The sequence below is a fragment of the Frateuria terrea genome, assembly GCF_900115705.1.
In the GTDB taxonomy this organism is placed as follows: Bacteria; Pseudomonadota; Gammaproteobacteria; order Xanthomonadales; family Rhodanobacteraceae; genus Frateuria_A; species Frateuria_A terrea.
On the sequence record NZ_FOXL01000006.1, the window covers coordinates 218,284 to 244,344 of the forward strand.

Genomic DNA, 26,061 nt, shown 5'->3' on the forward strand with positions numbered 1-26,061 from the left:
CAGTTGGAGAGCAAGCGCCTTTTCCTCTCCTGCCTCTCCCGGACACCCGGGAGGGGAGCGAAACAACGTCAGCGCTTGTCGTCGAGCGGCAGCACGCTCTGCTGCAATTCGATGCGGCCGCGGCCTTCGGTGATGTGCTTGAACTCGGCGCGGCTCACCGAGACATAGCGGTCATTGCCGCCGATCTCAACCTGCGGGCCTTCGGTCACCGCGCGGCCCTGTTCGTCCACGCGCACCACCATGGTCGCCTTGCGGCCGGTGTGGCAGATGGTCTTGATCTCTTCCAGGTTGTCCGCCCAGGCCAGCAGGTAGCGGCTGCCCTCGAACAGCTCGCCGCGGAAGTCGGTGCGCAGGCCATAGGCCAGCACCGGGACGTTGAGCCGGTCGACCACGTCGGAGAGTTGCCAGACCTGCGCCTTGGAGAGGAACTGCGCCTCGTCCACGAACACGCAGTGCAGCGCGCTGCGGTCGGCGATGTCCTGCTCCACCAGGGCGAACAGGTCTTCGCCACTGCCGAAGCGGCGCGCGTTCGCCTTCAGGCCGATGCGCGAGGCGACCACGCCCTCGCCGTAGCGGTCGTCCAGCGCGGGCGTCAGGATCAGCGTGCGCATGCCGCGCTCGTGATAGTTGTACGCGCTCTGCAGCAGCGTGGTGGTCTTGCCGGCATTCATCGCCGAATAATAGAAATAGAACTTGGCCATGCCTCGAACCGGGTGAACGCCGGCGCCCGCGCGCCTCACAAGTGCTCAAGTGTGGCACGCGCGGCCGGCTCGGTTCACGCGGCGCGTTCTTCCCGGGCCAGCTCCGGCTCGTGGTCCAGTGGCGTGGTGCCCCCGGTGAAGTGGCTGCGCGCCTGCGCCAGCCGGTACTTGCGCTCGATGCGGCTGCGCCGCCAGTCGCGCAGCACGCAGATGGCGTAGACCAGCTTGAACAGGCCGAGCTTGCGCAGCACCCGCGGCGTGTCGAACAGGTCGCCGGCCAGCATCGAGATCACTCCCTGCTCCAGCTGCCAGGTGTTGCGCGGCTGGCGGAACATCTGCTGCATCACCGGTCCGTTGAAGCGGTAGATGAAAAAGGAGAACCGCGCCATGCCCTTGCGCTGGCGCTTCTCCAGCCGGCGCAGCAGGGTCCGCTCACGCGCGGGTTCGCGCAGCGCCCGGTCGACCACCTCCACTGCCCGTTCGGCGCCGCTCATCGCCAGATACACGCCCGATGAGAAGACGGGGTCGAGGAAGGCGAATGCATCGCCAACCAGCACCCAGCCCGGACCGCCCATGCAGGACGAGTCGTACGAGTAGTTGCCGGTGACCCGCACCTCCTCGCCGATCAGCTCTGCCTGCTCCAAGCGCTTCCACAGCGCCGGGCTCGCCTTCAGCGTGTCCAGCAGGAAGTCCACCGTGCGGCCACGCCGCTGCTTGAGGTAGTCGGGACGGCACACCGCGCCCACGCTCATCACGCCGTCAGGCAGCGGGATCATCCACATCCAGCCGTGCGCGAAGCTGTAGATGCTGATGTTGCCCGCATCCTCGCCGGGGCGGCGCTGTGCGCCACGGAAGTGGCCGAAGATCGCCGCGCTCTGGTGCTGGTCGTTCTTGCGCTTGATTTTTTTCTTCGACGACAGGAACGCGTCGCGGCCGCTGGCGTCCACCACGTAGCGCGCCAGGATGCGATAGCTACCACCCTGCCGGTCGCGCACCTCCAGCCAGGACTCGCGCGGACCGGCCTGCTCGACGCGGATCACCTCCTGGCCCTCGCGCGCGTCGGCACCGGCCTCGCGCGCATGCTCGAAAAGCATCTGGTCGAAGTCCTGCCGCCACACCTGGTAGGCATGCGGCGGGCTGTTGCCGATGGCGCGCGCGAAGGCGTAGGTGTTGTAGCCACGCTCGTTGTCCGCCTCGAAGTCGGCGCCGGGCTTGAACACGCCCATCGCACGCACCTTGTCCAGTACGCCGAGCCGCTCGAACACGGGCAGGTTCATGGGCAGCAGCGATTCGCCGATGTGGAAGCGCGGATGGCAGTCTTTCTCCAGGACGATCACCTTGTAGCCGCGCCTGGCCAGCAGCGCCGCCGCGGTACTGCCGGCCGGACCGCCGCCGATCACGGCGACGTCGCATGGCTGCACGGCCCTCTGCCCCTGTTCCATCGGTTCCTCCCGGTCGCCCCCGCGGCGGTCGCTGGCCGATTATGGACGATGCTGGCCGGCGCGCCAGGGACCCTCTGCTACCATCGACACCCGCCCGTTCCCGCCGTCCGATCGATGCTCAATCCGCAACAACTGGCCGCCGTCGAACACTGCGACAGCCCGCTGCTGGTGCTGGCCGGCGCCGGCTCCGGCAAGACCTCGGTGATCACCCAGAAGATCGCCCACCTGATCCAGCGGCGGAAGCTCGCCGCCTCGAAGATCGCCGCGATCACCTTCACCAACAAGGCCGCCCGCGAGATGCGCGAGCGCGTGGGCAAGCTGGTCAGCAGCGAGGACGCCGCCGCACTCACCGTCTGCACCTTCCACGCGCTGGGGCTGAAGTTCCTGCAGATCGAGCATGCGCGCGCCGGCCTGCGCCGCGGCTTCTCGGTGCTCGATGCCGACGACAGCGAGGGCATCGTCAAGGAGCTGGCGCCCAAGGGCATCAAGCCGGACGTGCTGTTCGGCATCCGCAATCTGCTCAGCCGCGCCAAGAACGCGGGACTCTCGCCGGAGGAAGCACTGGCCGCCGCGCGCGCGCCGCGCGAGCTGGAGGCGGCGACCATCTACCAGATGTACCAGCAGCGCCTGGCGGCCTTCAACGCGGTCGACTTCGACGACCTGATCCGGCTGCCGCTGCGCATCCTGGAATCGGACCAGGAGTGCCGCGATGCCTGGCGCGAGCGCCTGCGCTACCTGCTGGTGGACGAATACCAGGACACCAACGATGCCCAGTACCGCCTGCTCAAGGCGCTGGCTGGCGAGCGCGGCCGCATCACCTGCGTGGGCGACGACGACCAGTCGATCTATGCCTGGCGCGGCGCCAACCCGGAGAACATCGACCAGCTCGGCCGCGACTGGCCGAACCTGCGCGTGATCAAGCTGGAACAGAACTACCGCTGCGGCAGGCGCATCCTGCGCGCGGCCAACCAGCTGATCGCCAACAACCCGCACCTGCACGAAAAGAAGCTCTGGAGCGAGCACCCCGAAGGCGCGCCGATCCGCGTGCTCGAATGCAAGGAGGCCGAGCACGAGGCCGAGAAGGTGGCCGCCATCGCGACCACGCTCGCCGAAAAGCACAAGGCGCGCTGGCACGACATCGCCATCCTCTATCGCGGCAACTTCCAGGCGCGTCCGCTGGAAAAGGCACTGCGCCTGGCGCGGATCCCCTACCACCTTACCGGCGCGCTCTCCTTCCTCGACCGGGCCGAGGTGAAGGACCTGCTCTGCTACCTGCGCCTGCTGACCAACCCCAGCGATGACGCGGCGTTCCTGCGCGTGGTCAACGTGCCCAAGCGCGAGGTCGGCGCCACCACGCTGGAGAAGCTCGGCCAACTCGCGCAGTCGAAGCACTGCTCGCTGCTCGAGGCGACCCGCAGCGATGCGGTGCTGCGCCAGCTCACGCCGCGCCCGGCGGCGGCGCTGGCCGGCTTCGCCGAGCTGCTCGACGAGCTGCGCAGCGCCTCGCTGCACGAGAGCGCGGCCGATCTGGTCGATCGTATCCTCAAGCGTACCGGTTACGCTGCGCACATCGCCGCGAGCACGCCCGATGCCGCCCTGCGCGACCGCCGCATGGCCAACCTGCAGGAGCTGTGCGACTGGTTCCGCGCCATGCAGAAGGGCAACAGTGCCGGCGACCTGGCCGCGCAGCTGGCCCTGCTCAGCCACGCCGACCGCGACGAGCCCGGCAACGCCGTGCGCATGATGACCCTGCACGCAGCCAAGGGCCTGGAGTTCCGCTTCGTCTTCATCGTCGGCTGCGAGGAAGGCACGCTGCCGCACGAGGGCGCCATCGACGAAGGCCGCATCGACGAGGAACGACGCCTGATGTACGTGGGCATCACCCGCGCCAAGGAGCTGCTCACGCTGTCCTGGTCGGCCCGCACCAAGCGCTACGGCGAGATCCACAGCAACCAGCCCAGCCGCTTCCTGCACGAGTTGCCGCAGGCCGACCTGCACTGGCAGGGCAAGGACCCGGAGGCGGACAAGGAGGTGGTGCGCGAGACGGCCGAGTCGCACATGGCGAAGATCAAGGCGATGCTGGCCGGTCACTGAAGCATGCCCAACCCGCTTACGATGTGGACGCCATGACCGAACAGAATCCAGCGATCGAGGCGGCGAGTGCCTTCAACCGGAGGGATTGGCGCCTTGCAAGGAAATTCGCCTTGAGGGCACTGCGCGCGGCGCCGCAGGCAGGCATGCACTACATCGCGGGCGTCGCCAGCGTGGAGTTGCAGGAACTGGGGCTTGCACACGCCCACCTCCGCCAGGCCACATCCATGGCGCCCGACAGGGCCGACTTTGCCGCGCAACTGGCCAAGGTGCTGTCGATCGCACGGTTCGGCAAGGAGGCGCTGGAGGTCGCCGAACGCGCCTTCGCGCTGGCTCCGACCGACCCCACGACCCTGGACACGCTCGGGGTGGTATTCACCCAGGCCAACGCCTACACCCGCGCATCCGAAGCATTCCGGCTGGCGGCCGGACGCATGCCGGGCAATCCGCATTACCGCTTCAACCTGGCGACTGCCCTGATATACGCCGGCTGCCTGCAGGAGGCCGAGCAAGAGCTCGAGGCATGCCTGGCTCTTCAGCCCAGCTGGTGGAAGGCTCACCTGACGTTGGCGCAACTGCGCCGGCAGACACCCGAACAGAACCATCTCGAGCGATTGACGTCGCTGCTGCCGCAGGCCGAGCAGGCGCAGGCCGGCCGCATCTACGTCAACCTGGCGCTCGCCAAGGAGTACGAGGACGTAGGAGATTACCGCCAGGCCTTCGAGCACCTGTCACGCGGCAAGGCGGCGGGCGGTGAAGGGCGTGGCTACTCCCACCGGCGGGATGAGGAGCTGTTCGAGGCCATCCGGCGCGCATTCCCGGCGCCTTCCTGTCCGGGCGGCGGCCATCCCACGCGAGAGCCCATCTTCGTCATCGGCATGCCGCGCTCCGGAACGACACTGGTCGAGCGCATCCTGACCGCGCACCCGGATGTTCATTCCGCGGGCGAGTTGCAGAACTTCGGTGTCGTGCTGAAGCGCCTGTCCGGCAGCCGTACACCGCTCCTGCTCGACCCGCCAACCATCGAGCGCGCCCGCCAGTTGGACCCCATGCAGCTGGGCGAGGCCTATCTTGCAAGCACCCGGCCGGCAACCGGTACCACGGCAAGATTCGTCGACAAGCTGCCGCACAATTTCCTGTATGCCGGCTTCATCGCGCAGGCACTGCCAGACGCCAGGATCATCTGTTTGCGACGTGAGCCGCTGGACACCTGCCTGAGCAATTTCCGCCAGTTGTTTGCGCTGAGTTCGCCCTACTACGACTACTCGTTCGACCTGATGGACACCGGTCGCTATTACGTGCTGTTCGAGCAACTGCTTGCGCACTGGAGGCGGGTAATGCCCGGCCGCATCCTGGAGGTCCAATACGAGTGCCTGGTCGATCGCCAGGAGGAAGCGACCCGAGGTCTGCTGGAACATTGCGGCCTGCCCTGGCATGGGGACTGCCTGCGTTTCGAACGCAACCAGGCGCCGGTTGCCACGGCCAGCGCGGTGCAGGTCAGGGAGCCGATGAACCGCAAGTCCATCCAGCGTTGGAAGAAGTACCAGGAGCAGCTGCGCCCGCTGCAGACATTGCTGGATGCGGCAGGCATCGCGCTGGAGCGCGAGGCGCCTTCGGACGGCTGAAAAAAAACGGCCCCGCAACGCGGGGCCGTTTTTCGTGTTGCGACGGTTCTTATTTCGCGCCGAACTTGTAGTTCGCTTCCAGATACATCGCGCGGCCATAAACGTTGTAGTTGCTGTCGTTGTATGGCTGGCTGGAAGTGCCCGGATAGCTGCGATCCAGCGGCGGCATCTTGTTGAACAGGTTGTTGACCAGGAACGACAGGCCCAGGTTCTTGGTCGGGTTGTACGTCACGCTGGCGTTGTAGAGGATCCACGCGCCCAGCTTGCCGGTGCCCGGGTCGGTGTAGTTGTCCACCACCGATGCCATGTAGTTGGGCGTCTTGCCGTACCGGTTGAAGTACAGCGTACCGCTCCACTGCTCGTTCGGCGCCCAGGTCAGCGAGCCGTTGACCTTGCTCTTGAAGTCCGTGCCGTTCGGGTACGCCGCCGGGTGGCGGAGCACGTCGATCGTCGGATCGTTCGGGTAGGCCTGGGTGGTGTGCTTGAGCACGTCGCTGTACGAGGTCGCGAAGGACAGCCTGCCCCAGCTGCCGATGTCCTGCACGTAGTTGACGCTGGCCGTGACGGCGTTGACCTGCTCGTTGGAGACGTTCACCTTCGGCGTGTAGATCTGCTGGATCTGGCCCAGCAGGCCCGGCGTGGTCGAGGTGCCGCGGGTGATCTGGCCGAAGGCGTTCGCGCAGGTCGCCGAGGCCGCGTCCAGGGTACCGATGTCGCACAGGTACTCGGTCTGCGAGAGCAGGTCAGCGCTCTCGGTGTTGACCTCGTTGCTGATGTCCCAATGCAGGTAGTCGACGCTGAAGGACAGCTTGCTGGTCGGGGCCCACACCGCGCCGTAGCTCCACACCTTCGCGGTGATCGGCTGCAATGCGGTATTGCCCGCCTGCTGGCCGAAGTACTGGGTGCTGTCATAGGGCGTGGGACAGTTGGCGATGTCCCCCGGACCGTGACCCAGGCGGCCGCAGTTGAGGTAATCGGGGACGAAGCTGTAGAAGCCACTGAGGCCCTGGAACTCGTCGGACAGGGTCGGCGCCTTGAACGCGGTGCCGTAGCGGCCACGCAGCAGCAGCGACTCCAACGGCCGGAACTCCAGGCCCAGGTTGTAGGTGCCGTGGTGGACGTTCCCGCCCGCGACCTTGTAGTTGTCCCAGCGGCCGGACACATCGAGCGTCAGCATGCTGAAGAAGGGCATGCGCAACTCGGAAGTGGCGGCGTAGCGGGAGCGATGGCCGGCGCCCTGCACGTCCGTGGTGCCCCAGACCTCACCATCGAGCAGGCGCGGATCGGGCACGTAGGACCAGCCCTGGTTGCCGCCTTCCAGAACGACGGCCAGGCCGGCGTCGCCGCCGGGCAGCGTGAACAGCGAGGCGTTGGTCAACTGGCCGCGCAGCATGTTGTCCCAGGTCTTGGCGTTGGTGTCGGTGTAGCCGGTGAAGCTCTTGAAGTCCGCCTGCGAGATCGGCTGGTAGAACGCGGCGTAGTCCGGGGTGAACTGCGGATACGCGTTGTAGTACGGGTCCATGCCCTGCTGCGGGCCCAGCACGTGCTGGATGAAGTAGTTGTCGATCGGACCGGCGAAACGCTGGAAGTTGTGCTCCAGCAGCTTGTCGTCCGAGTGGGTGAAGCCCAGGTCGTAGTCCCAGTTGGACTCGCCGAAGGTACCCTTGCCGCCCAGCGTCAGCATGTACGACTTCTCGTACTGCTTGTTCATGATCGACTTGAAGCCGCCGGTTTCTTCCGGCGCGAACGCCTTCTGCAGGTCGACGAAGTCATCAAGGCGCGGATCGTAGTACGCGCCGAAGTCCACGCCGGTACCCCACCAGGTGAAGTTCGAACCGATCGAATACTTCTGCTCGTCGTAGTTGTAGAGCAGGTCTCCGTACAACTGCAGGTTGTCGCTCACGTCGAAGGTGGCGTGGGTGTAGACGTTGGCCGTCTTCTTGTCGTTGGAAACGGTTGCGTACCCGGGCGTGTAGAACGAACCGCAGTACGTGCGGCCACCGCTGCGGGTCTGCTGGCCTTCGGTGCCGCCGAACAGGCCGGTCACGTTGCCGCAGTTGTTCGGATCCTCGAAGTAGTAGTGGCCCGAGAACGGGCTGTAGACCAGGAAGTCGCGCGAGGCGACCGGCGCGCTGGTGCCCTGGGTGAAATACTGGCGGGTCAGGCCGCGGTCGGCGGCCCAGATCGGCTGGGTGCTCTCGAACTGCGCACCCACCAGCATGTTGAACTTGCCCGCGCTGAAACCGTCGGAAAAGCTGATCCGACGGTCCGCGCCGCCACCACCGGTGTGCCAGCCATAGCGCGCGTCGACGCTCGGACCGTCCACGTGCTTTTTCAGCACGATGTTGATCACGCCCGCAATCGCATCGGAACCGTACAGCGACGACTGGCCGCCCGGCAGGACGTCGATGTGATCGACCATCTCCATCGGGATGCCGCTGAGGTTGTTGAAGGTGTCGCTGCCGTTGTACAGGCCGGGGAAGTCGCCCATCGGGCGGCCGTCGATCAGATACTTCACGAAGCCGACCGGCAGGCCGAACATGCTCAGGGTCTGTGCGCCCTGGGTGAACGAACCGGAGGTCGAGGCACCCTGCACGCTGCCGGTGGCGAACGAGGACTGCTGCAGCGCCTCGGCAACCGTGGTGAAGCCGCGGACCTTCATGTCCTCGGCGGTGATCGTGGTGATAGGCGTGGCCGTTTCGATATCGGTTTGCGGGATCAGCGAACCGGTGACCGTGATGGTTTCGAGCTTGCGGGCCTTGGTCTGGTCGGCACTGGTATTGGCGGACTGCGCGGTGTCCTGCTGCGCAGGAGCGTTCTGGCCGGACATGCCCTGCGCGAACGCGGCGGACGGCCCGATGCTCAGCGCGACCAGTACGGCCGCGGCAAGTTTGGTCTTAAGCATTATTTTCCCCAAGTTTCTGAATTGACGAAACAAACAGTCCGCTGCCACCCGCTCCCCTGCGGTCAAACGGCAGTACCAGCGCACCTTGGTGGGTGCACAGTTCCTTTTAACGCGAACCAAACGAATAGGTACCGTATCCCGTGACGGAAATCAAACTTTTCTGCGACCTGACTGCGACAGGTCGGCTCAGAGCAATTGCTCCCCCTCCAGTTCGCTCTTGAGGTAGGCGTAGTAGATCGGCGCGGCGACCAGGCCGGACAGGCCGAAGGCCGCCTCCATCACCAGCATGGCGACCAGCAGTTCCCAGGCGCGCGCACGGATCTGCGTACCCACGATGCGTGCGTTGAGGAAGTACTCCAGCTTGTGGATCAGCACCAGGAAGGCCAGCGCCGCCACGCCCACGCCCAGCGATACCGACAGGCCTGCGATGGTCACGGCGGTGTTGGAGATCAGGTTGCCGATCACCGGCAGCAGGCCGACCACGAAGGTCGCCACCACCAGCGTCTTGGCCAGCGGCACATGGATGCCCAGTGTCGGCAGTACGCCGATCAGGAAGATCGCGGTGAATGCGGTGTTGATCAGCGAGACCTTGATCTGCGCGAACACGATGTTGTGGAACGCCCCGGCAAGGCGGCGACAGCGCTGTCCCAGCTCGGCCGCCAACGGACCGACCTGGTGGGCCGGGCCGGCGCTGCGGCTCAACGCCACGATCGCTCCCAGCACCAGGCCGATGAGGATGTGCGCCAGGCCGCGCGCGGTGTCCTTGCCGGCCAGCTGCAGGCTGGCCGCGTGTTTGCGGGTGAGCTCGGTGGCCATCACGCGCAGTTCGTCCACACTGTCCGGCAGCCAGCCCACCCAGGACGCCGGCAGCTGTTCGCGCGCCTTTTCCACCAGCGGCATCAACTGCTGGCGCCAGAGCTCGTGCGGGTTGCCGATCTCGCTTCGGAAGAAGCTGATCGCGCCCAGTGCGAGCAGGATCAGCAGCGTCACCACCACGGCGCCCAGCACGGCTACCACGACCGCGCGGGCGCGGCGGCCGGACAGGCGGCGCTCCAGCAGGGGGCTGATCGTCTGCACCAGTTCGTACACCAGCAGGCCGGCCAGCAACGCGGAGAGCAGGTGCAGCTTCATCACCAGCAGCAGCGCGAGGCCGGCCAGCAGGTAGCTGGCGATCCGGGTGGCGCGCGTCGGCTCGCGCAGCAGGGACGGGTCGGAGGCCATGCACCGGATGCTTTGGGGGAGGGGTGCCCAGTCTCGCAGCAGCCCGACCCGGCTGCCAGCGTGGTGCGCTGGCGTACACTGGCCGGCCGTTCGGTTTCACGAGGTCTTCAGGCGATGATGCGCCGCCACGCCCTGTTCGCACTGCTCCTGCTCGCCGGCTGCACGGCCGCGCCCCCACCCAGGCCGATGGCGCCGGCGGTAGCGGCCGACGACAACCTCAATGCCACGGCCTGGGTGCAGAACGCGGTCGAGCACGACCTGATCTACCTGCAGACGTACCGCGATGCCCAACGGCACCTGGCCGCGGCACTGGCCGATCGCCGCTGGGACGCGCTCACGCCCGCCGACCGCCTCGAGCCGGCCCGCGGCCTGCCACCGGCGGTGGTGCTGGACATCGACGAAACGGTGCTGGACAACTCGCCCTACCAGGCGCGCCTGATCCGCGCACATGCCCCGTTCGACCAGGCCAGCTGGGACGCCTGGTGCCGCGAAGCCAGGGCACGCGCGCTGCCGGGCGTGGTGGCGTTCACTCGCTACGCCATGGCGCATGGGGTCAAGGTGATCTACATCTCCAATCGCGACAAGGCGCTGGACGATGCCACGCTGGCCAACCTGCGCCAGGTCGGCGCGCCGGTATCCGGGCCTGAGGCGTTGCTCGGCCTGGGCACGGCCGTGCCGGGCTGCGAACAGCACGGCTCGGACAAGGGCTGCCGGCGGCAATGGGTCAGCCGGCACTACCGCGTGCTGATGCAGTTCGGCGACCAGCTGGGCGATTTCCTGGACATCCCCCGGAACACGCCAGCCGGCCGCGAGGCGGCGGTGAAGCCTTACATCGACTGGATCGGCCGGCGCTGGTTCGTGCTGCCCAACCCCAGCTATGGCAGCTGGGAACCGGCGCTGTTCGGCAACGATTGGCAGGCTTCGCCGCAGGAACGTCGCCGACGCAAGATCGACGCCCTGCGCGTTGAATAGATTTTTCAATAACTTACAGCGTAAAACAAAACCATTGCCTCAGGAACTCCGGGCGCGTAAGCTCTGTCCCGCCGAAACCTGCTGACCTCCAAACCGCGGGCAAGGCCATTTCCCTTCCGGCTCGGCCGGATTTCCCCCGCGCGGCTCCAGGCCCGCGGGGTTTTTCTTGCCTGCAGGCAGACATCTGCTTGCCGCCAGTTGCACGGGCCACGTACGCTCGTCGGTCCATCCTCGTGCACCCAAGCCTGCGCATCGCTAGAGAGGTCCATGCGCCCGTTCCATCGCCTGCTGCCGCTGCTTGCCCTGGCCTTGCTGGCCGCCTGCCATTCACGTGACCACGCGGCGACCGCCGGCGGCGACTCGCCCGAGGCGGCCGTGCGGGCATCGATTGCGCTGGTGCGCGCGGGCGACTTCGCCGGGTTCTGGCGTCAGGCCCTGCCGCCCCACGACTACGCCATGCTGCGCGAGGACTGGGGCCGGGCACGCGCCGACGAAGCGCCGCTGGACGCGGCCGAGCGCACACGCATCGACGCGGCCTTGCGGCAGCTCGCCGCGCCGGACGCCGAGGCCACGCTCGATGCCCGCCTGCAGCCGTGGCTGGCCGACGCGCAATCCCGCTACGGCGACCAGTTGCCGCTGCTGGTCGGCGTCGGCCGCGCGCTGGCGAGCCAGGCGATCGACGAGAACCCTCGCCTGGGCGAGGAGCAGAAGCAGCACGCCACGGCACTGGTCGATGCGCTGGGCCCGTGGGCACAGCAGGCGCCGTGGTTCGATCCGGCCAAGGCGCGCCAGGCGGTCGGCGTGGTCGTAAGCACCGCGCGCAAGCTCGACCTGCGCGACGCGCAGAGCCTGCGCACGATGGGCTTCGACCAGTCCATGCGCAGCTACGCCATGGCGTTCCACGGCCTCGAGCAGGTGCTGGCGCTGTACGGGTTGCCATTGGACCAGGCGCTCGCCTCGGCGCGCGTGGTGCCACTGGAATACCACCCGCCCTACGCCCGCGTGCGCATCGAATACCAGCTGCTGGGCCGGCCGTTGTCGATGGAATCGACACTGATACAGCAGGACGGCCGCTGGTACGACCGCGACCTGATCGACAGCGTGCGCCAGGCGCACCAGCGACTGGCCGCCCCGGCCGGCGCCGCCACGACACCAGGCCTGGCTGCGACGGACGTGGTCCCGGCGCTGCGCTGAACTCACCCGCTACAATTCGCCGATGCAGAACATGACCGCGGATTCCCCCGCCCGCAGCCGCGCGCCCTGGTGGTTCAGCCTGGCCGGCCAGTTGCTCGAACCCTGGGTGCGCATCCGCCGCGACCCGACCGAGCCGGCCAGCCTGCTCAAGGCCGGCGCGCCGGTGTGCTACGTGATCGAGCGTGACGGCTTCTCCGACGCGCTGATTCTCGAACGCGCCTGCCGCGAGGCCGGCCTGCCGCCGCCGATGCAACCGCTGGCCGGCACCCGCCGGCGCCGTTCGGTGTTCGCGCTGGCGCGCCGCGACGGCTGGCTGTTCGGCCGCAGCCGCCAGCGCTCGCCATACGAGACACTGGGCCAGCTGGTGCGCTCGCTGGAGGGCCAGCCCGGACGCGACATCCAGATCGTGCCGGTGTCGATCTACGTCGGCCGCGCGCCCAGCCGCGACACCGGCTGGTTCCGCGTGCTGTTCTCCGAGAACTGGGTGATGGTCGGCCGCTTCCGCCGCCTGCTAGCGCTGCTGCTCAACGGCCGCGACACGGTGGTGCACTTCTCCGCGCCGGTGTCGCTGCGCGAGGTCGTGGACGAGGCCGGCCAGGCCGAGCCGGAGCGCTTCGCGCGCAAGATCGCCCGCGTGTTGCGCACCCACTTCCGGCGCATCCGTGCGGCCGTGATCGGACCGGACCTTTCGCACAAGCGCACCATCGCCGACGCCGTGCTCAACGCCGAACCGGTGCGTGCGGCGATCGCCGCCACCGCCGCCAAGGAACACATCTCCCACGCCAAGGCCTGGCGCCGCGCGCACAAGCTGGTCATGGAAATCGCCGCGGACTACTCGCATCCGGTGGTGCGTTCGGCCTCGTTCCTGCTGGCCAACTTCTGGAACAAGCTGTACGACGGCATCGCCATGCACCACTTCGACAAGGCGCGCGCAGCGGCGCCCGGTCATGAAGTGATCTACGTGCCCTGCCACCGCAGCCACACCGACTACCTGCTGATGAGCTACCAGCTGCACGTGTCCGGCGTGGTGGTGCCGCACATCGCCGCGGGCGTCAACCTCAACCTGCCGGTGATCGGGCCGATCCTGCGCCGCGGCGGCGCGTTCTTCCTGCGCCGCAGCTTCAAGGGCAACGCGCTGTACTCGGTGGTGTTCAACGAGTACGTGGCCCAGCTGATCGACCGCGGCGTGCCGATGGAGTACTTCATCGAGGGCGGCCGCTCGCGCACTGGCCGACTGCTCGCGCCACGCGCCGGGATGCTGGCGATGACCGTGCGCGCCTTCCTGCGTGCGCCACGGCGCCCGGTGCTGTTCCAGCCGGTGTACATCGGCTACGAGAAGCTGATGGAAGGCAAGAGCTACATCGGCGAACTCTCCGGCAAGCCGAAGGAGAAGGAATCCCTCATCGGCCTGCTCAAGGGGCTGAAGGTGCTGCGCCAGCGCTACGGCCACGTCGCGCTCAACTTCGGCGAGCCGATCGAGCTGACCCCGCTGCTGGATGCGGCAAGCAGCGACTGGCGCGCCGCCACCGGCGATCCCGATGCCAAGCCCGAGTGGCTGGGCCGCACGGTCGACGATCTCGCCGAGCGCATCCAGGTCAACATCAACCGTGCCGCCGACGTCAACCCGATCAACCTGCTGGCGCTGGCGCTGCTGGCCACGCCCAAGCACGCGATGGCCGAGAACGACCTGCTGGCGCAGCTGGAGCTGACCCGCGCGCTGCTGGTCGAGCTGCCCTATTCCGATCGCATCACCGTCACCCCGATGGATCCGCCCTCGATCATCGCCTACGGCGAGCAGATGGGCTGGATCCGCCGCGTGCGCCATTCGCTCGGCGACGTGCTGAAGGCCGACGACGAGAACGCGGTGCTGCTCTCGTACTTCCGCAACAACGTGCTGCACCTGACCGCCACCGCCGCGTGGGTCGCCTGTTGCTTCCTGAACAACCGCCGCATGACGCGCGCTTCCGTGCTGCGGCTGGGCCGGATCATCTATCCGTTCATCCAGGCCGAGCTGTTCCTGCCGTGGGATTCGGACGGCTTCGTGGCGCAGATGCAGGGCACGATCGACTTCTTCGTGCGCCGCGGCCTGCTGGAGGCCTCCGGCGACGGCCGCGTGCTCGAGCGCGGGCCGGGCCAGGACGACGCCGCGTTCCGCATGAAGACCATCGCGCGCAGCCTGATCCAGGCGTTCGAGCGCTACTACATCACCATCGCCGCGCTGGCCAAGAACGGGCCGCACACGATCAGCGCCGGCGAACTGGAAACCGCCTGCGCGCTCACCGCGCAGCGGCTGTCGCTGCTCAACGAGCAGTCGGCGCCGGAGTTTTTCGACAAGGCGCTGTTCCGCGGCTTCATCCAGAAGCTGCGCGAGCAGAAGGTCGTGTGGACCGACGAGGGCGGCAAGCTGGACTACGACCGCGGCCTGGAGGACATGGTGCGCGATGCGCGGGTGATCCTGGCGCGCGAGGTGCGCCATTCGATCCTGAAGATCACCGGCGTGGACGGCGACATGGACGCCGCGCCGCCGAAACCCGCGGCGCACGTGCCCGAAGACAGCGGCAGCGAAGACCTGCACCGGCGCCACGTGGACGCCGAGCATCACCAGAACGACCCCCACGCGTAAGTTTTTGCAGGGTGCGCTCCGGCCCGCCTCGGATGTCCGGCAAGGGCGCGATGGGCTGAAACCCACCCTACGGGCGTCTGGCATGATGGCGGCTCCCGCCGGAGGAAGCCGCCGATGACCTGCCGTCCCGCGCTCGCCCTCGTCGCCGTACTGGTGGCCAGCCCCGCCCTCGCCGCCGAGCCGCCCGCCGGGCATGCGTCGACCGCGCTGCATTGCCCGCGCCTGCTCGATCCGGCGGCCGGAAAGCTGCTGGGCGAAAGCACTGTCGTGGTGCGCGACGGGCGCGTCCAGGCCGTGCATGCCGGCGCACCCGCGCCCGGCGAGGGCCAGCGCGTCGAGCTCGCCGGCCAGACCTGCCTGCCCGGCCTGATCGACACGCACACGCACCTGACCTCCGAAACCAGCCCCACCGGCTACACCGACCAGTTCCGCTGGAACACCGCCGACTACGCGATCCGCTCCACCGTCTACGCAAAGCGCACGCTGCTGGCCGGCTTCACCACCGTGCGCAACCTGGGCGACAACGCCAACGAATCGATCGCCCTGCGCAACGCGATCGACGCGGGTATCGTGCCGGGACCGCGCATCTTCACCGCCGGCATGCCGATCGGTTCCACCGGCGGCCACGCGGACCCGACCGACGGCTACCGCCAGGACCTGGCCGGAAACCCCGGCCCCAAGGACGGGATCATCAACAGCCCCGCCGACGCCTGGAAAGCGGTGCGCCAGCACTACAAGGACGGCGTGGATCTCATCAAGATCATGCCCTCCGGCGGCGTCCTGGACGAAAGCGCCAGTGCCGACAACCCGCAGATGACGCTGGAGGAGATCAAGGCGGTGGTCGCCGCCGCGCACGACTACGGCTTCACCGTGGCGGCTCACGCGCACGGCGCCGAGGCGATCCGGCGCGCGGTGCTCGGCGGGGTGGATTCGATCGAGCACGGCACCTTCATGGACGATGCCGACATGAAGCTGATGAAGGAGCACGGCACCTGGTACGTGCCCACCATCATCGCCGGCAAGTACGTCGAGCAGATGGCGGCCAAGCCCGGCTACTACCCGCCACAGGTCGCGCGCAAGGCGAAGGAGGTCGGTCCGATCATCCAGGCCACCGCCGGACGCGCCTACAGGGCAGGCGTGAAGATCGCCTTCGGCACCGACGCGGCGGTATATCCGCACGGGCAGAACGCGAAAGAGTTCGAGTACATGGTGCAGGCCGGCATGCCGCCTATGTATGCCATCCAGGCGGCCACCACGCATGCGGCCGCGTTGCTGCGCAAGTCGGGCGAGCTGGGCCAGATCCAGCCCGGTCGCCACGCCGACGTGATCGCCGTGCCGGGCAATCTGCTCGAGGACATCACCACGCTGCAGCGGGTGAGCTTCGTGATGAAGGACGGCACCATCTATAAGCAGGACGGGAAGCCGCTTTAGTTTTAGCGCGCTCTGCCCTCCGGGGAGAGGGCTGGGGTGAGGGGCCGGGGCTCACGGGGATGTCCGCGAGCACTGTTGCTTGTTTGTCCTTCTTGCGGGGCGCTTTCGCGACCTGGCTCGCCTGCGGCGGGCTTCCGATCGCCTGTCGGCGCTCGGGTCACTTTTCTTTGCTGGCCCAAAGAAAAGTAACCAAAAGAAACGGCCTGGCTTAGTCCGGTGAGGGATAAGAGCTAGTGCCCCTGCGCCTTGTCGAGTGGGTCTCTCGCCTAGAGGAGCTACAGCCGCTATACCGCGGGCGCTCGGGAGCTGAGGCAAGAGAAGCACGCGTTTTATGCTGGAACGCGCCGAAGCGGCGCCGCTCTGCTCCCTCTTCCGTCCGGGGAGATGGCTGGGGGGCGGACCACTGTCTATGCGCGCCTCGCACCATTCGCCTTTCCCGCAAGCGTCATCTCTCCCCTCCCAGGAGAGGAAGACGAGCGCGTCTGCTCCAGGCCCTTTCGTCACGGGCGCCCCCGCGCGACCGGATGGCATACTCGCCGCTTCCGTCCCCGCAGAGATGTCCGCATGCGTGCAATCCCCGCCCTCGCCCTCGGCGCCCTGGTCCTGCCCTTGTCCGCGCTCGCCGCCGACCCGCACTCCTACGCGCAGCCCAACGAAGTGCGCGTGACCCACCTGGACCTGGACCTGGCGATCGACTTTCCGCACAAGGCGCTCGACGGCACCGCCACGCTGAGCCTGGACTGGAAGGACCCCAACGCTCCCGCGCTGGTGCTGGACACGCGCGACCTGAAGATCGCCAAGGTCGAAGGCCTCGACACCGCCGGCCGTGCCAGCGCGTTGAAGTTCGCGCTGGCGCCGCGCGACAAGGAACTGGGCAGCAAGCTCACCATCCAGGCGCCAAGGCATCCGGCGAAAGTGCGCATCGTCTACGCGACCTCGCCGCAGGCCTCGGGCCTGCAGTGGCTCACGCCGGCGCAGACGGCGGACAAGAAGCTGCCCTTCATGTTCTCCCAGTCCGAATCGATCCACGCCCGCTCGTGGGTGCCGCTGCAGGACTCGCCGGCGATCCGCTTCACCTACACCGCGCACGTGACCGCACCGAAGGACGTGCGCGTGGTGATGAGCGCGATCAACGACGCGAAGCATCCGCTCGACGGTGACTTCCGCTTCGACCAGCCGCACCCGATCCCGTCCTACCTGCTGGCGATCGGCGCCGGCGACATCGCGGTGGAGGAAACCGGCCCGCGTTCGGCCGTCTACGCCGAGCCCTCGGTGGTCGGCAAGGCAGCGCACGAGTTCGAGGACACCGAGAAGCTGATCGAGGCCACCGAGCAGCTCTATGGCCCGTACGCCTGGGGCCGCTACGACATCCTGGTGCTGCCGCCCTCCTTCCCGTACGGCGGCATGGAAAACCCCAACATGACCTTCGCCACGCCGACCGTGCTGGTCGGCGACAAGAGCCTGGTTTCGCTGGTCTCGCACGAGTTGGCGCACTCCTGGTCGGGCAACCTGGTGACTGCCGCGAGCTGGCGCGACATCTGGCTCAACGAAGGCTTCACGACCTACGTGCAGGGCCGCATCACCGAAGCCGTCTACGGCAAGGCGCTGGCCGACGAGGAAGCACTGCTGTCGGCGCGCGCGCTGCAGAAGTCGATCGGCGACATGCCGGCCAACTCGCAGAAGCTCGCACCCGACCCGCGCGGCGTGGGCGCGGATGACTCGCTCTCGGACGTCGCCTACGACAAGGGTTCCTGGTTCCTGCGCACGCTGGAGCAGCGCTTTGGCCGTGGGACCTTCGACGAGTGGCTGAAGGCCTACTTCCATCGCCACGCGTTCACCTCGATCACCACCGAACAGATGCTGGCGGACATGAAGGCCAACCTGTTCGACACTCACCCGGGCAAGATGAGCTGGGACGAGGCCAAGGCCTGGGTCTACCAGCCCGGCATCCCCAGGGAGGCACCGCTGCCCACTTCCCTGCGCTTCCAGACCATCGACAAGGAGCGCGCCGACTTCCTCGCAGGCACGCTGGACGCCAACGAACTCGATGCCAAGGGCTGGAACACGCAGGAGTGGATGTACTTCCTCGACCGGCTGCCCGATGCGCCGCCGCTCTCGAAGATGAAGCAGCTCGACGCCGCCTGGCACCTCACCGGCACGCCCAACGCCGAAATCGGCATGCGCTGGTACAGCCACGCCATCGCCGCCGGCGACAAGAATGTCTGGGAGGACGCACGCGAGCACATGACCCGCATCGGCCGCATGTACCTGACCCTGCCGGTGTACAAGGCCTTCGCCGCCACGCCCGAAGGCCTGGCCTACGCCGAGGCGGCCTATGCCAAGGCCAAGGACGGCTACCACCCGATGACCCAGGGCGCGATCGAGTCGATCCTGCGCAAGGCCAGGCAGGGCAAGAAGTAGACCGGCGGCACCCTTTCCTGCGTGCGGGAAGGGGTGCTCCAGCCTCCGAACGAGCCCCTTCCCGGCCGCTCTGCGCGACAGGGAAGCGGCCGGACCTGCCGCAACTCCCGAAGGAAGCTTCCATGAACCCGCCCGCCAACCTTCCCCTCTGGCAGCGCATGCTGTTCCGCCGCCTGAAGTTCCTCGGCGTGCTCGTCGCGCTGGTGGTGGCCGTGCTTGGCGGCAGCTACCTGTTCGCGCCGCAGTGGCTGTTGCGCGCGCACGTGATGCGCCAGGCGATGGCCGCGCACGTGGAAAAGCACACGGTACGCGCGGGCGACACTACCTGGAGCTACTACGAAGGTGGCCAGGGCCCCACGCTGGTATTGCTGCACGGCTTCGCCGCCGACAAGACCGTGTGGCTGCCGTTGGCCGAACAGCTCACGCAGCACTTCCACGTGGTGATTCCGGACCTTCCGGGCTGGGGCGAGTCCTCGCGCAGCCCCGGCGACTATGGTGTCGCGGCGCAGTCACATCGCCTGCAGGCATTCGTGGCCGCGCTCCGCCTGCAGCGCTTCGTACTGGTCGGCCACTCCATGGGCGGCGCGATCGCCGGCGTCTACGCGGCCGGCCATCCGCAGGGCGTGGCGGCGCTGGCGTTGCTGGATGCGTATGGGTTGAAGGCCGACGAGAGCGATTTCGACCGCACGATCCTCGCCGGCAGTGACCCGTTCGTATACGACGACCGTGCCGGCTTCGAGCGCGCGCTCAAGCTCGCCTTCCTGCAACCGCCACAGGTGCCGGGACGGATCGAGGACGTGTTCGTCGCACGCAATCGTCGGGACCGGTCCTTCATCGAACGCACCCTGGCCGAGCTGCGCCAGCCCGATGATTACCTTTCGCTGCAGCACGTCCTGGGCAACCTGACCGTGCCGGTGCTGGGCCTTTGGTGCCGCCAGGACCGCATGGTCGATCCCTCCGCCCTGGACAGCCTGCGCAACGGCCTGGTCCAGGCACCCGCCATCAGCTCCAGCCTGCTCAACGGCTGCAACCACATGCCGATGATGGAAAAGCCCGAGGCCACCGCGCAGGTGCTGACCGGCTTCGTGCTGGGGCATTAGCCTGCCGCACGCCCGTGCTCCCTCTCCCCTCGGGGCAGAGGGTTGGGGTGAGCGGCCGGGGCTCGCGGTAAAGGCTGCGGAAGGGTGTCGCTTGTTGGTCGTTCTTGCGAGGCGCTTCGATCGGCGACGTGGGACGTGCCGGAGCGGACGTCCACCTGCGGGTGTGCTCTACCCGCTCTGCCTGCCCCGGAGAAGGGCCGCATCCCGTACAGCCGGTCAGCCGGGCAATCGCACTCCCAGCAAGCCGAACCGGCGCAGCCCTTCCGCGCTGGGCAGCAAGGCACGGCCGCGCGACGCACGGCGTAGCCAGCCCGCATCGAGCAAGGCGCCGGTGAGCGCCACGCCGAGTGGGCCGCCCACGTGCAGGCGGCGCTCGGTCCAGTCCAGGCAGCCGCGCCCGCGCAAGCCGGGCAGGCGCGCAGCGGCCTGCGCGTCCAGGCCTGCCTCGGCCAGCGCCTCGGCGCCCGCCGGGTACAACACCAGGCCTTCGCTGATCGTTCCCAGGTGGCCGCGCTCGAGCAGCCCCGCGCACAAAGCCACTCCGAGCTGGCCGGCAAGATGGCGGTAGCAGCTGCGCGCGCGGCGCAAGGCGACGTCTCCGGTGGCTGGCGCGACCGGCTTGCGCGGCAGGGCGAGCGCTTCCAGCCAGCCGGCCACCTCATCGCCGGCCAGGCGGTAGTAGCGGTGGCGCCCCTGCACCTGCACCGCGAGCAAGCCGCCTTCGAGCAACCGTTTCAGGTGCGCACTGGCGGTGGGCGCACCGACACCGGCAGCCTGCGCCAGTTCGCCGGCCGGGCGTGCGGTGCCATCGACCAGCGCGAGCAGCATCGCCGCACGTGCCGGTTCGGCAAGCAACGCGCCGAATTCGGCCAACTGGTGTGGAGTGAGCGAGTCGTGGGGCATGGCCGGAGTCTAGTGCCGGCGTCCGGCATACGCTTTGGCAGCCGACGAAAGGTGCGGGAGACCTGCGCTTTCTTCGCAGGATCGTCTTGCCCAGGCGTTACGTCCCCCGTGGCTTGGCCCGGTGCGTGGGCGCAGCCGACCAGGGATCGTCGGGCCATGGATGGCGCGGGTAGCGACCCTTCAATTCCTTCTTCACTTCCGGGTAGGTGCGTTCCCAGAAGCCCTTCAGGTCCTGCGTGACCTGGATCGGCCGGCCCGCAGGCGACAGTAGGTGCAGCGTGACCGGCACGCGGCCGCCGGCCACGCGCGGGGTATCTGCCAGGCCGAACAGCTCCTGCAGCTTCACCGCCAGCACGGGCGGCCCGCCCGGCGCGTATTCGAGCCTGCGTACCTGGTCACTGGGCACGGTGAGGCTTTCGGGGGCGTATTGGTCGAGCTGACGGCGTTGCTCGTAGTCGAACAGCGTGGCCAGGGCTTGCGAGAGCTCGTCGGCGCCAAGCGCGTCGAGCTTGCGCTTGCCCTCCAGGTAGGGCCCGAGCCAGTCCTCCAGCGAGGCGAGCAGCGTCGCGTCGGACACGTCGGGCAGGCCCAGTTCGGGCATCCAGCCTGCCAGCGCCTGCATGCGCGCGCGCAGGCGACGCGCGGCGTCGCTCCAGGGCAATGCCTCGAGGCCGCGGCTGCGGACAGCGGTCAGCAGCGCGGGCAAGGCATCCCCCGGATGGACCGGTACGCTGCGCCGCTCCAGCACGATCGCGCCGAAGCGCTGTTCCTCATACGCCTCGACGGCGCCACGCGCCGCGTTCCAGCCGAGCGTGCGCTCGCGCCGGAAGTGCTGCGGGAAGTCGTCCTCGAGCCGGCGCGGATCGAACGGTGCAGCCGCCAGGACCAGGCTGTCGCGCGCCTCCAGCCGAAGGTCGAGGACCACCAGCCAGGGTTCGCCGAGCAGTGCGCTGGCCTCGTGCAGCATGGCGCCGCGGCCGTTGGCGAGCGTGTAGCGGCGTGGGTTGGCATCATCACGGCGGGCGATGCGGTCGGGCCAGGCGTGCAGCAGCAGGTCACCGATGGCGTGGCTGTCGGGCACGCCGCTGGCAGCCGTGCGGACATCCAGGCGTCTACGCCACCCCTTGGAAGCCTGCTCGATCGCCGCCATCGCGCCGCCGTCGAAGCCACGCATGCCGGCGTTCCTCGACGAGCCCGGGGCGGAAACCCGCCGGTCGCGCCAGGCGTGCAGGGCATCCACGCGCGCCCGGAAATCGTCGTTGCCCGCCAACTCGCCGCGCAGCGGCGAACGCGCTTCGACGAGGGCAAGCAGGTCGGCGGCGAGCGGACGCAGTTCCATCGGTGCGCGCAAGGCCGCTGCGGCCAGTCTCGGTGCCGCGCCGAGCGCCAGCAGGCGCCGCCCCAGCGGCGTGATGCGGCCGTCCTTGTCGAGCGCGCCGAGCGCGACGAGCAGTTGGCGTGCCTGTGCCAGGGCGCCGGAGGGCGGCGGGTCGAGCCAGCGCAGCGTGTCGTCACTGCCGGCGGTGACGCCCCAGGCGGCCAGCTCCAGCGCCAGCCCGGAGAGTTCGGCCTGGGCGATCTCCGGCGTGCGCGCGGCCTCCAGCCGACGGCTCTGCGGCCACAGTCGGTAGGCGGCACCTTCGGCGACGCGGCCGGCACGGCCGGCGCGCTGGTCGGCCGAGGCCTGCGAGATCGACACCGTCTCCAGCCGCGAGAAGCCCGAGTTGGGATCGAACCGCGGCTCGCGTGCGAGACCCGCATCGATCACCGCGCGGATGCCCGGCAGGGTCACGCTGGATTCGGCGACGTTGGTCGCCAGTACCAGACGGCGCGTGCCTGGTTCCGCCGGTGCCAGGGCCGCCTGCTGCTCGGCCAGCGAGAGCTCGCCGTGCAGGGGGACGATCTCCAGTTCGTCCGCGCTCCCGGCGGGAGAGGGGAGTGCCTTTTCGAGCAGTGCGTGCGCGCGTGCGATCTCGCGGCGGCCGGGCAGGAACACCAGCACGTCGCCCTGGTTTTCTTCCAGCGCCTGGCGGGCGACGCGGGCGAGGTGGTGTTCGGGCGTCTCCTGCGCGCGCGCGGGCGGGTAATCGATGCGCACGGGAAAGCTGCGCCCCGGGCTCGACAGGCGCGGCGCGTCCAGCCAGCGTGCGATGCGTTCGCCGTCGAGCGTGGCGGACATCACCAGCAGGCGCAGGTCCGGCCGCAAGGTGGCCTGCACGTCCAGCGCGAGGACCAGGCCGAGGTCGCCCGCCAGGTGGCGCTCGTGGAATTCGTCGAACAGGATCGCGCCGACGCCGGACAGCTCGGGGTCGTCCTGGATCAGTCGGGTGAGGATGCCCTCGGTGACCACCTCGATGCGCGTGGCGGCGCTTACCCTGGATTCGAAGCGGATGCGGTAGCCGACGGTCTGGCCCACCTCCTCGCCGCGCTGCGCCGCCATGAACTGCGCCGCGGCGCGCGCGGCGATGCGGCGTGGCTCCAGCATCACGATCCGCCGGCCGGCGAGCCAGGGCGCATCGAGCAGCGCCGGTGGCACCTGGGTGGTCTTGCCGGCACCCGGCGGGGCTTCGAGCACCAGCCGCGGGTGCGCGTCGAGCGCGGCGCGCAACTCCGGGAGCAACGCGGAAATCGGGAAATCGGCCTGTTTCATTGGCGCCGATGATAAGCGCTGAGCTCACCCGTCCCAGCGCGGACCTGCCCCATCGCGTGGGGAAGGTCGCGCCCGACTCAAGCGACGAGCCTTCCCGTTCGGGGAAGTGCCCTCACGCGGATGAAGATCGTCCCGCCGGGCGACTCACTTTCCCGCCATGCACTGCGCCACCCACTTGCGCGCCGTGTCCACGCCCTCGGTATCGCCCAGGTGCGTGCGCACGCTGGCGACGATCTGCCAGTTGCGCGCGCACAGCTGTCCGTGTTGCTGGCCGTTGCGCCAGGACTCCAGCGCCAGGCGCTGCGCGGCGGCGTAGTCGGTGCGCTTGAGCGCGGCCTCGGCCTGCTGGTTGAGCTCTTCGGGCGTGGCCGGCGGCGTCGGCAGCGGCACGTCTGTCGGCGAAGCGGCGGGTTCCGGCGCCTCCTTCGCGCGCTCGGCACGCAGCGGCGCGAGCGACTCGAACTTGGCCTGGTACTCGTCGGTGACGCGCTTGGCGTCGTCGCTGGAACCGATCACGCGCGGGGTGATCAGCACGATCAGTTCGGAGCGGTTGCGATGGCGGTCCGTGCTGCCGAACAGGCGGCCGATCAGCGGAATGCGATTGAGGCCCGGAATGCCGGTGTCGGTGCTGCCCTCGTCCTGCCGGATCAGCCCGCCAAGCAGCACCGTCTGGCCGCTCTGCACGCCGACCTGGGTGGCGATCTCGCGCTGCTGGATGGTGTAGTTGCCGTTGGTGTCCTTGGTGCCCGGGACGCTGACCTGCTGCTTGATGTTGAGGTAGACCAGGCCGCCCGGATTGATGCGCGGCTGCACGTCCAGGATCACGCCGGTGCTGATGTACTGCACCTGCCCGACCGTGGTCGGGTTGTTGTCCGTGTTGGTGCCCAGCCCGGTGGTGAAGAAGGTCTGGTTGACCGGGATCTCGTCACCCGCCTGGATGTGGGCCACCTGGTTGTTCAACACCACCAGGGAAGGCGCCGAGAGCGTCTTGACGTTGCCGTTGGTCTCCTGCGCGTGCAGCGCGACCTGCAGGTTGTTGTTGAGAAAGGAGTAGAAGAACGAGTCGCCGCTCGGGTTGTAGGTCATGCCGCCCTTGCCCAGCGCCCACTGCTGCTCGTTGCCCGGCTGGCCCGGGGTGATCCCGCCGCTGCTGTTGGGCGTGCCTCCGACCAGTCCTTCCAGGTACCACTGCACGCCGAACTGGAACGCGCCGGTGAGCTGCACCTCGAGGATGCGCGTCTCGATCTGCACCTGCAACGGCACGTTGTCCAGGCGCTTGATCGCGCTTTGGATCTCGGCCCATTGCGAGGGTCGCGCACGCACCAGCAACTGGTTGTTGGCATCGACCGAGGAAATCTTGATCGAGCCGTCGGGAGAGCTGTACTGCTGGTCGTTTGCGGCACTGGTGGCGTTGGCCAGGCCGCTGCCGTTGCCGAAGCCGCCGCTGGTGCCGGCGCTGTTGTTCAAGCCACCATTGCCATTGCCGAACCCGCTGCCGTTGCTGCCGAGCTGGCCGCCGCTGTTGTCCATCCCGGTGCCGGTGTCGTTGCCGCCCTTGAAGGCGCCCGCGCCGCTGGCAAAGCTGCCGTTGTTGCCGAAGCTGCCAGCGGTGCTGCCCATCGCGGTACCGTTGGCGTTGTCGGCATTGCCAAGCGTGCCCGAGTTGAGGCCCGGACCCACCGCGCCGCCGTTGCCGCCGCTGTTGGCCGACGCGTTGGCATAGATCTGCGCAAGGTAGCGGGCCAGCTCCGAGGCCTTGATGTTGCGCACGTCGTAGACATACAACTGCGGCTCGTTGCCGCCGCCACGGTCGATGCGCGCGATCCAGTCGCCCACTTCCTGCAGGTAATCCGGCTGGGTGCTGATCACCACCAGCGCGTTGGTGCGCTCGATCGGGATGAAGCGGAGCATGCCGGCTAGCGGACTGTCGCCCTGCTTGCCGAAGATCGCATCGAGCTTGGGCATCAGCTCGGTGACGTTGGCGCGCTCCAGGCTGAACACGCCCACCGACATGCCCTTGAGCCAGTCGACGTCGAAGGTGCGGATGGTACGCGCGTAGTTGTCCAGTTCCTGAGGCGAGCCGGCGAGCACCAGCACGTTGCGCGCCGGGTCGGCCAGCAGGATTGCGTCGGGCCGCGCGAATGGCTTGATCAGCTTCTGCATCTGCACCGCGGAGATGTAGTGCAGCGGAAACAGCCGCGCCTGCATGCCGCCCTGCGGCGCCACCGCGCCGAGGCTGGGCGAGATGCTGCCGGCGACTGCGTTCTTGGAGGGCATCACCACGTAGCTGTTGCCCTGGCGCACGAGCGCGTTGCCGGTCCAGGACAGCAGCGTCTCCAGCACCGGCAGCGCCTGGCTGGCCTCGATCGGCTCGGAGGTGGAGAAGGAAATGTTGCCCTGCACGCCCGGCACGATGGTGTAGTTCTTCTTCAGGAAGTCGCCGAGGATCGCCTTGACCACCGCCTGCACCGGCTGGTTCTCGAAGTTGAACGTGACCGCGCCCTCGCCATGCGCCGGCGGCCGCGGGCGGGCCAGCGGCTGCGGGTGGATGAACTGGCCGGTGCCGCTGTTGACCTGCGGCTGCGGGTTGGCCTGCTCGGCCGGGCCGACGTTGTTGTTGAGCGGCAGCGGCGCCGGCGCGGGCTTCTCGGTGCCGGCCACGGCCTCGCGCTGCAGCGCGTAGTCGTCGCGCGGCTGCGGCATGCTGGAGCAGCCGACAAGCCAGACCGTCAGCGCTATCGCGCCGATCCGGGACAGACGGTGCAGGGCGTTGGGGAACATG

The 26,061-nt window shown here is 68.3% G+C and carries 15 protein-coding genes; 8 read left to right on the forward strand and 7 right to left on the reverse strand.

Annotated features, from left to right (window positions below; all coding sequences use genetic code 11):
- Positions 1-68: 68 nt before the first annotated feature.
- Together BMZ38_RS12320 and BMZ38_RS12325 are read right to left on the reverse strand one after the other, a co-directional pair.
- Positions 69-701 carry a thymidine kinase gene (locus tag BMZ38_RS12320; protein WP_091337985.1) on the reverse strand — a complete coding sequence of 211 codons (633 nt, stop codon included), beginning with the start codon at positions 699-701 and terminating at the stop codon, positions 69-71.
- A 74-nt stretch (positions 702-775) separates the two neighbouring features.
- Positions 776-2,143: an NAD(P)/FAD-dependent oxidoreductase gene (locus BMZ38_RS12325; protein ID WP_091337988.1), complete on the reverse strand. Its 1,368-nt coding sequence runs from the start codon at positions 2,141-2,143 to the stop codon at positions 776-778.
- A 114-nt stretch (positions 2,144-2,257) separates the two neighbouring features.
- Between BMZ38_RS12325 and BMZ38_RS12330 the strand changes: the two genes are divergently transcribed.
- Entirely contained in the window at positions 2,258-4,237 is a 1,980-nt protein-coding gene (locus BMZ38_RS12330; protein ID WP_091337992.1) for a UvrD-helicase domain-containing protein, read from the forward strand.
- A 110-nt stretch (positions 4,238-4,347) separates the two neighbouring features.
- Positions 4,348-5,859, forward strand: coding sequence for a tetratricopeptide repeat-containing sulfotransferase family protein (locus tag BMZ38_RS12335; RefSeq protein ID WP_342707651.1), 1,512 nt, complete (start codon positions 4,348-4,350; stop codon positions 5,857-5,859).
- Between the two features lie 49 nt (positions 5,860-5,908).
- Here BMZ38_RS12335 and BMZ38_RS12340 read toward each other — a convergent pair whose 3' ends face one another.
- Together BMZ38_RS12340 and BMZ38_RS12345 are read right to left on the reverse strand one after the other, a co-directional pair.
- A complete protein-coding gene (locus tag BMZ38_RS12340; RefSeq protein WP_091337998.1) occupies positions 5,909-8,764 on the reverse strand; it encodes a TonB-dependent receptor domain-containing protein in 2,856 nt (951 codons plus the stop codon).
- A 186-nt stretch (positions 8,765-8,950) separates the two neighbouring features.
- Positions 8,951-9,985: an AI-2E family transporter gene (locus tag BMZ38_RS12345; protein ID WP_091338002.1), complete on the reverse strand. Its 1,035-nt coding sequence runs from the start codon at positions 9,983-9,985 to the stop codon at positions 8,951-8,953.
- A gap of 114 nt (positions 9,986-10,099) precedes the next feature.
- On the opposite strand from BMZ38_RS12345, the gene BMZ38_RS12350 reads away from it, so the two are divergent.
- The 6 genes from BMZ38_RS12350 to BMZ38_RS12375 all read left to right on the forward strand — a co-directional run bounded on the left by BMZ38_RS12350 (position 10,100) and on the right by BMZ38_RS12375 (position 19,726).
- Positions 10,100-10,957 carry a 5'-nucleotidase, lipoprotein e(P4) family gene (locus BMZ38_RS12350; RefSeq protein ID WP_091338006.1) on the forward strand — a complete coding sequence of 286 codons (858 nt, stop codon included), beginning with the start codon at positions 10,100-10,102 and terminating at the stop codon, positions 10,955-10,957.
- Positions 10,958-11,224: 267 nt separating this feature from the next.
- Entirely contained in the window at positions 11,225-12,151 is a 927-nt protein-coding gene (locus tag BMZ38_RS12355; protein ID WP_091338009.1) for a hypothetical protein, read from the forward strand.
- Positions 12,152-12,173: 22 nt separating this feature from the next.
- The gene (gene plsB / locus BMZ38_RS12360; protein ID WP_091338013.1) at positions 12,174-14,774 is read left to right on the forward strand and encodes a glycerol-3-phosphate 1-O-acyltransferase PlsB; all 2,601 of its coding nucleotides are present in this window, start codon (positions 12,174-12,176) and stop codon (positions 14,772-14,774) included.
- Positions 14,775-14,888: 114 nt separating this feature from the next.
- On the forward strand, positions 14,889-16,205 hold the full coding sequence (locus BMZ38_RS12365; protein ID WP_091338017.1) for a metal-dependent hydrolase family protein: 1,317 nt from the start codon (positions 14,889-14,891) through the stop codon (positions 16,203-16,205).
- Between the two features lie 564 nt (positions 16,206-16,769).
- Positions 16,770-18,626 (forward strand): M1 family metallopeptidase, encoded by a 1,857-nt coding sequence (locus BMZ38_RS12370; protein WP_091338022.1) that lies wholly within the window; start codon positions 16,770-16,772, stop codon positions 18,624-18,626.
- 122 nt (positions 18,627-18,748) lie between these two features.
- On the forward strand, positions 18,749-19,726 hold the full coding sequence (locus BMZ38_RS12375; RefSeq protein WP_425431883.1) for an alpha/beta fold hydrolase: 978 nt from the start codon (positions 18,749-18,751) through the stop codon (positions 19,724-19,726).
- 216 nt (positions 19,727-19,942) lie between these two features.
- On the opposite strand, the gene BMZ38_RS12380 is transcribed toward BMZ38_RS12375, so the two are convergent.
- The 3 genes from BMZ38_RS12380 to gspD form a co-directional block, all read right to left on the reverse strand.
- Positions 19,943-20,629: an ArsR/SmtB family transcription factor gene (locus BMZ38_RS12380; RefSeq protein WP_091338025.1), complete on the reverse strand. Its 687-nt coding sequence runs from the start codon at positions 20,627-20,629 to the stop codon at positions 19,943-19,945.
- Between the two features lie 97 nt (positions 20,630-20,726).
- On the reverse strand, positions 20,727-23,279 hold the full coding sequence (hrpB, locus tag BMZ38_RS12385) for an ATP-dependent helicase HrpB (RefSeq protein WP_091338028.1): 2,553 nt from the start codon (positions 23,277-23,279) through the stop codon (positions 20,727-20,729).
- A 144-nt stretch (positions 23,280-23,423) separates the two neighbouring features.
- A complete protein-coding gene (gene gspD / locus BMZ38_RS12390) occupies positions 23,424-26,060 on the reverse strand; it encodes a type II secretion system secretin GspD (protein ID WP_091338032.1) in 2,637 nt (878 codons plus the stop codon).
- Position 26,061 lies beyond the last annotated feature (1 nt).